Origin of the sequence: Ramlibacter sp., from assembly GCF_035706265.1 — a bacterium.
In the GTDB taxonomy this organism is placed as follows: domain Bacteria; phylum Pseudomonadota; class Gammaproteobacteria; order Burkholderiales; family Burkholderiaceae_C; genus Ramlibacter.
Genome location: NZ_DASSVG010000330.1, coordinates 1 through 6,259 on the forward strand (window position 1 = coordinate 1; position 6,259 = coordinate 6,259).

At 70.0% G+C, this 6,259-nt stretch carries 6 protein-coding genes; 2 read left to right on the plus strand and 4 right to left on the minus strand.

The window, feature by feature from the left end; all coding sequences use genetic code 11:
* On the plus strand, positions 1-548 hold a 548-nt coding region (locus VFM98_RS11935; RefSeq protein ID WP_325110140.1), incomplete at its 5' end, for an AI-2E family transporter.
* A gap of 60 nt (positions 549-608) precedes the next feature.
* Here the strand turns inward: VFM98_RS11935 and VFM98_RS11940 are convergent.
* The 4 genes from VFM98_RS11940 to VFM98_RS11955 form a co-directional block, all read right to left on the minus strand.
* The gene (locus tag VFM98_RS11940) at positions 609-1,985 is read right to left on the minus strand and encodes an aldehyde dehydrogenase family protein (protein ID WP_325110141.1); all 1,377 of its coding nucleotides are present in this window, start codon (positions 1,983-1,985) and stop codon (positions 609-611) included.
* A complete protein-coding gene (locus VFM98_RS11945) occupies positions 1,982-2,755 on the minus strand; it encodes a type 1 glutamine amidotransferase (RefSeq protein WP_325110142.1) in 774 nt (257 codons plus the stop codon). Before VFM98_RS11945 ends, VFM98_RS11940 begins: the two co-directional genes overlap by 4 nt.
* Positions 2,756-2,899: 144 nt before the next feature.
* Entirely contained in the window at positions 2,900-4,033 is a 1,134-nt protein-coding gene (locus VFM98_RS11950; protein WP_325110143.1) for an iron-containing alcohol dehydrogenase, read from the minus strand.
* A gap of 12 nt (positions 4,034-4,045) precedes the next feature.
* Complete coding sequence (locus tag VFM98_RS11955; RefSeq protein WP_325110144.1) at positions 4,046-5,395, minus strand: glutamine synthetase family protein; 1,350 nt, start codon at positions 5,393-5,395, stop codon at positions 4,046-4,048.
* 101 nt (positions 5,396-5,496) lie between these two features.
* On the opposite strand from VFM98_RS11955, the gene VFM98_RS11960 reads away from it, so the two are divergent.
* Positions 5,497-6,259 (plus strand): phosphonate utilization protein (locus VFM98_RS11960; RefSeq protein WP_325110145.1); only part of this gene is annotated, 763 nt, incomplete at its 3' end.

Sequence of the window (6,259 nt, forward strand, 5' to 3'; positions counted from 1 at the left end):
TGGGCCTGGCGATCGGTCTGATGGCCGCGACTGCGGCGCGCAACGCCAGCGGCACCCCAGCCCGCCGGCCGCTGATCCTGCTGGCGCAGGAACGCATGCTGCAGCTCGCCAACGCCTTCGGCGACGTGTTCTCCGCCCAGCTGCGCATTTCGCTGATCAACGCGGTACTGACGGCGCTCTACCTGCTCGTGCTGCTGCCCGCGCTCGGCTTCCGCATCCCGCTCGCGCCGACGCTGGTGGGCTTCACCTTCTTCGGCGGGTTGATCCCGATCGTGGGCAACCTGCTGTCGAATTCGGCGATCACGATCGCGGCGCTCACGGTGTCGGTGTGGATCGGCGTGGCGTCGCTCGTCTTCCTGATCGTGATCCACAAGCTCGAGTACTTCCTCAATGCCCGCATCGTGGGCGGACGCACCAACGTGCCGACCTCCGCGATGCTGGCGTCGATGCTGGTGCTGGAGTCGGCGTTCGGGCTGGCGGGGCTGGTGGCGGCGCCGATCTATTGCGCGTGGCTCACGCGGGAATTGCGCGACGGGGAGTGGGTGTAGAAATCGCTGGGCTTCGCGCTGGCGCGGCTCAGCACCAGCCTACGGGGAGAGCCCAACGAGTCACCCCGCCGTCCGCAGATGCCACGCCTTGGTCCGCGTGAACGCCTGGATGCCGTACTTCGACAGCGTCAGCCCCAGGCCCGAATCGCGCACGCCGCTCCAGGGCAGGCGCGGGCTCACGCGGTCGCAGCAGTTCCAGTAGACGCTGCCGGCATGCACCTGCGCCAGGATGCGCCGCGCCCGCGCCTCGTCGGGCGTGTAGACGCCCGCGGTCAAGCCGTAGCGCGTGTCGTTCATCAGCCGCACTGCTTCCGCGTCGTCGCGCACCTTCTGGATCCCGATCACGGGCCCGAAGCTCTCCTCGCGCATCACCTCCATCGTGTGGTCGACGTCCACCAGCACGGTCGGCTCGAACCAGTTGCCGGAACCGCCGCCCACCTGGCCGCCGGTGAGCACACGCGCGCCACGCTCGCGAGCGTCGGCCACCTGGGCCGAGAGCACGTCCAGCTGCGGCATGCGCGTGAGCGGGCCGATGTAGGTGTCCTCGTTCATCGGGTCGCCCATGCGGAAACCGCCGACCGTCTGCACGAAGGCCTCGACGAAGGCGTCGTGGATCGCCTCGTGCACGTAGATGCGCTCCACCGAGCAACAGCTCTGGCCGCTGTTGTACATGGCGCCGTCGGCCAGCGATGCGGCCGCGGCCGCGACATCCGCGTCCTCGCAGACATAGGTAGGATCCTTGCCGCCCAGCTCCAGCTGCAACTTCACGAAGCGGCCGCCCACCGCTTCGGCAATGCGCTTGCCGGTGGCGTGCGAGCCGGTGAAGAACACGCCGTCGACTTCCTGCGCCAGCAGCGCGCTGCCCACCTCGCCGGCGCCGACCAGGCAGGCCATCACCTGGCGCGGCACGCCGGCCTCGTGCAGCAGGCGCGCGATCTCCAGCCCGGTGAGCGTCGCGTACTCCGAGGGCTTGTAGAGCACCGCGTTGCCGGTGGCGAGCGCCGGCAGGATCACGTTGCAGCCGACGAACCACGGATAGTTCCAGGCCGAGATGTTGGCCACGACGCCCAGCGGCATGTGCTCTATCTGCTCGCGCAGGCCGCCCTCCTCGTACACCGTCTCGGGGGCAATCGCCTGCGCGCACTCGGCCAGGAAGAAGTCGATCCGGGGCAGCAGCCCGTCGAGCTCGTTGCGCGCCATGCGGATCGGCTTGCCGGTCTCGCGCGTGAGCGTGGTGGCGAGCGCATCGCGCTGGGCCACGACCGCGTCGCGGAAGGCCTTCAGACAGGCCAGCCGCTCGGACAGCGGCCACGCGGCCCAGGCGGGCTGCGCGGCGCGCGCGGCGCCGGCCTTGAGCGCCACGCTCCCGGCATCGTCCGCCGGCAGCGCGATGACGAGCTCGCCGTTGGCGGGGTTGCGGACTTCGAGCGTGCTCATGCCCGGTCGCGGGCCGCGCGGGCGGCCGCGAGGAAGTCGCGCAGCACCGGCGTGTCGTCGATCACGCCCAGCTCGGGACGGTGGAACTCGGGATGCCACTGGACGGCAGCGACCCAGGCGTCGCCCTGGTGGCGGATCGCCTCCACCACGCCGTCGTCGGGCGACAGCGCCTCGGCGACGAAGCCGGGCGCGAGGTCCTTCACGCCCTGGTGGTGCACGCTGTTGATCTTGTGGCGGCCGGGCGGCAGCAGCTGCGCGAGGCGGGTGCCGGGCAGGATGTCGACCTCGTGGAAGTTGAGGTCGTAGATCCTGGCGTCACGGTGCACGCGGGCCCCGGGCTTCTGGGTCGAGATGTCCTGGTAGAGCGTGCCGCCGTGCGCCACGTTGAGCAGCTGCAGGCCGCGGCAGATGCCGAACACCGGCTTGCCCGCGGCGCAGAAGGCCTTCACCAGGGCAATCTCGTGTTCGTCGCGGATGCGGTCGCCGTGCCATTCGGGCCGCAGCGGCTGCTCGCCGTAGCTGCCGGGCCAGACGTCGGCGCCGCCGTGCATCACCAGGCCGTCGAGCCAGCGGGCGTAGTCGTGCACGGTGACCTCGCCGCGGAAGGTCTCGCCGTTGAGCGAGGGGATCATCACCGGCAGTGCGCCTTCGGACATGACCCAGTGCGCGGTGGACTGTTCGATCCACAGCAGGGTCTTGGAAGGCGCCGCCTTGCGCTCGCCGTCGGGGTGGAAGAAGCAGGCGCTGATGCCGATCTTGAGGCGGTTCATTGGCATGGGAGAAATCAAATCAACAGCCGGACGCAGAGGACGCCAAGGGTACGCAGAAGACGCCAAGAAGACGTTTTCAATGGATGTCCTTTTGCGTCCTTTGCGTACCCTTTGCGTCCTCTGCGTCCGGAAGTTCGGTCTTTGTCACATCGCCGCCTCGAACAGCCGCTCGAAATCGGCCGCAGTCACCGGCCGCGGATTGGTCTGGTGGCAGCTGTCCTTCACCGCGATCTCCACCAGCCGCGGGATCTGCTCGCGCTGCACACCGTGCGAGGCCAGCGTGCCGGTGATGCCGATCTGCTGCTTCAGGTGGCCGAGCCAGCGCACCAGCCCCGGGCCGCCGCCGCCGGCGCGGCAGACGTGCGCCAGCTCCTCGAACTTGTCGGGCGCCGCCTCGACGTTCCAGGCCAGCACCGTCTCGATCATCAGCGCGTTGGCCAGGCCGTGGTGCAGGTCGCACACGGCGCCCAGCGCATGGGCGCAGGAATGCACCGCGCCCAGGTCCTTCTGGAACGCGATCGCGCCCATCATGGAAGCCATCAGCATGTCGCCGCGGGCCTGCAGGTTGCCCGGCTCGCGCACCGCCCGCACCAGCGAGCGCGCCGCGATGCGCGTGCCCTCCAGCGCGATGCCGTCGCACAGCGGGTGGTACGCCGGCGAGAGATAGCTCTCGATGTTGTGCGTGAGCGCGTCCATGCCGGTGGCGGCCGTCACCGCGGCCGGCAGGCCCACGGTGAGCTCGGGGTCGGCGAACACCTTGCGGGCCAGGATCTTCGGGCTGAAGATCACGCGTTTCAGGTGCGTCTCGTCCTCGCTGATCACGGCGGAGCGGCCGACCTCGGAACCGGTGCCGGCCGTGGTGGGCAAGGCCACGAAGTACGGCAGCGCATGCGTGAGGGGCCGCACGCGCGGATGGTCCCACGCGTACTCCAGGATGTCGCCCTCGTGGGTGGCCGCCAAGCCCACCACCTTCGCCACGTCCAGCGCCGCGCCGCCTCCGAGACCGATCACGCAGTCCGCCCGGTGCGCGTTGAAGGCCGAAGCACCCGCCATCACCTGGCTCGCCGTGGGATTGCCGGACACGCCCGCGAACACGTGGACGTCCAGACCCGCCAGCTGCGACTGGAACTCGGCCAGCACCGGCAAGTCCGCGAGCCCGCGGTCGGTGACCAGCAGCGGCCGCTGCAGCCCCAACTCCTTCAGGTGCCGCGCCACTTCGCGGCGCGCGCCCGGCCCGAAGCGGATGTCGGTGGGAAAGGAAAAACTCGCCAGGCTCATGCGACCTCCGCCTCAGATGATCTCGAAGTAGCGCCGCAATTCCCAGTCGGTCACCGCGTCCTGCCACTGGCGCCACTCCCACTCGCGGGTGGCGGCGAAGTGCTCCACGAAGGTGTCGCCGAGCCAGTCGCGCGCGACCTCGGAGGCGCGGAAGACGCGCGTGGTCTCGATCAGCGTGCGCGGCGCGCGCGGCACGTTCTCGCCGCCGACGTTGGTGCCGGTGATCGGCGGCGTGGTGAGCTTCAGGCCCTTCTCCACCCCGTGCATGCCGGCGGCGATCACGGCCGCCATCGCCAGGTAGGGGTTGACGTCCGAGCCGGGGCAGCGCGTCTCCAGCCGCGTCGCCTTGGGCGAACCGGCCAGCACGCGGAAGCTCGCGGTGCGGTTGTCGATGCCCCAGGTCGGCTTCACCGGCGCCCAGAAGCCGTCCACCAGGCGCTTGTAGCTGTTGACGGTGGGCCACAGCAGCGGCCCGAACTCCATCATGCAGGCGACCTGCCCGGCCAGGTAGCTCTCGAACAGCGCGCTCATCCTGCGCGGCGCGTCGGCGTCGTAGAACAGGTTGGACTGGCCGTCCGAGAGGCTCTGGTGGATGTGCCCGCTGCAGCCCGGGTACTTCGGGCTCCACTTGGCCATGAAGCTGGGCATGATGCCGAAGCGCTTGCCGATCTCGCGCGCGCCGGTCTTGAACAGGATGGCGCGGTCCGCCTGCTCCAGCGCCGGCGAGAAGGCGATGGCCGCCTCGTAGACACCGGGCCCGGTCTCGGTGTGCAGGCCCTCGATCGGCACGCCGAAGGCCAGCATGTCGTCCATCAGCGCGTTGAAGAAGCCGGGGTTGTCGGCCATGCGCAGGATGGAGTAGCCGAACATGCCGGGCGTGATCGGCTCCGGCGGCTGGCCGTTCTTCGCCGCCCAGGTGTGCGGGTCCTCGCGGAAGTTGAACCACTCGTACTCCATGCCGCACAGGGCCTGGAAGCCCAGCTTCTCGGCGCGCGCCAGCACGCGCTTGAGCAGCTGGCGCGGGCACACCGGATGCGGCGTGCCGTCCTCGTTGACGAACTCGCCGAGGAAGAAGGGCACGTTGTCGTCCCAGGGCACGTTGCGGGCCGTGCCGAGGTCGATGCGCGCCAGCGCGTCGGGAAAGCCGTGGTGCCAGCCCGTGACCTGCGTGTTGTCGTAGGTCACGTCGTGCATGTCCCATCCCAGCACCACGTCACAGAAGCCGAAGCCGCCTTGCGCCGCGCCCTCGAACTTGTCGACGTGCAAGAGCTTGCCGCGCAGCACGCCGTCGATGTCGCTGACGGCGACCTTCACCTTGCGGGCGTTGCTCTTGCGCAGTTTCTCCAGGGCGGGATGTTGCATGGACTGCCGGCGCTCCCATGGTTGCAGACGCGTCTGCTATCTTGACAGCCTTCGCCGCAGCTGTGGGGCGTCGTCCTGGAGGAGAAAGTTTGCAGGCAGGCATGGTCCTGAGCTGGCCGGTGGTCGCGGCCGTCCTGTGCGGTGCGTTGCTGCATGCGGGCTGGAACGCGGTCATCAAGTCCAGCAGCGACAAGGCGCTGGACACGGCGGTGATCCACACCCTGGCCTCGCTGGTGGCCCTGCCATTGCTGGCCGTGGTGGGCCTGCCGCCGGCCGCGGCATGGCCCTACATCCTGGCCTCGGTCGCCATCCACATCGGCTACTACGCCGCGCTGGTGGGCGCCTACAAGCACGGCGAGCTCGGGCTCACTTACCCGCTGATGCGCGGGACGGCGCCGTTGCTGGTGGCGCTGTCGGCGGCGACCACAGTGGGCGAGTCGCTCTCGCCGCTGGCCTGGGCGGGCGTGCTGGGGGTGAGCTGCGGCGTGCTGGCCCTGGGCCTGTCCAAGCACGCCATGGACTCGCCGCGGGCGGTGGGCTTCGCGCTGGCCAACGCAGTCGTGATCGCGCTTTACACCATCGTCGATGCACTCGGCACGCGGGCTTCAGGCCATGCGCTGCAGTACGTGGCTGCGCTGTTCGCGCTGGAAGGCTGGCCCTTCGGCCTGATCGTTCTGGCGCGCCGCGGCTGGGGGCGGACCTGGCCTTACGCGCGCCGGCGCGCGCCGGTGGCGCTGGTGGGCGCCTGCGCCTCGGTCGCCTCCTACGGCATCGCCCTGTGGGCCATGACGCGGGCGCCGGTGGCCACCATCGCGGCGCTGCGCGAGACCTCGGTGCTGTTCGCCGCCCTGCTGGGCACCTGGC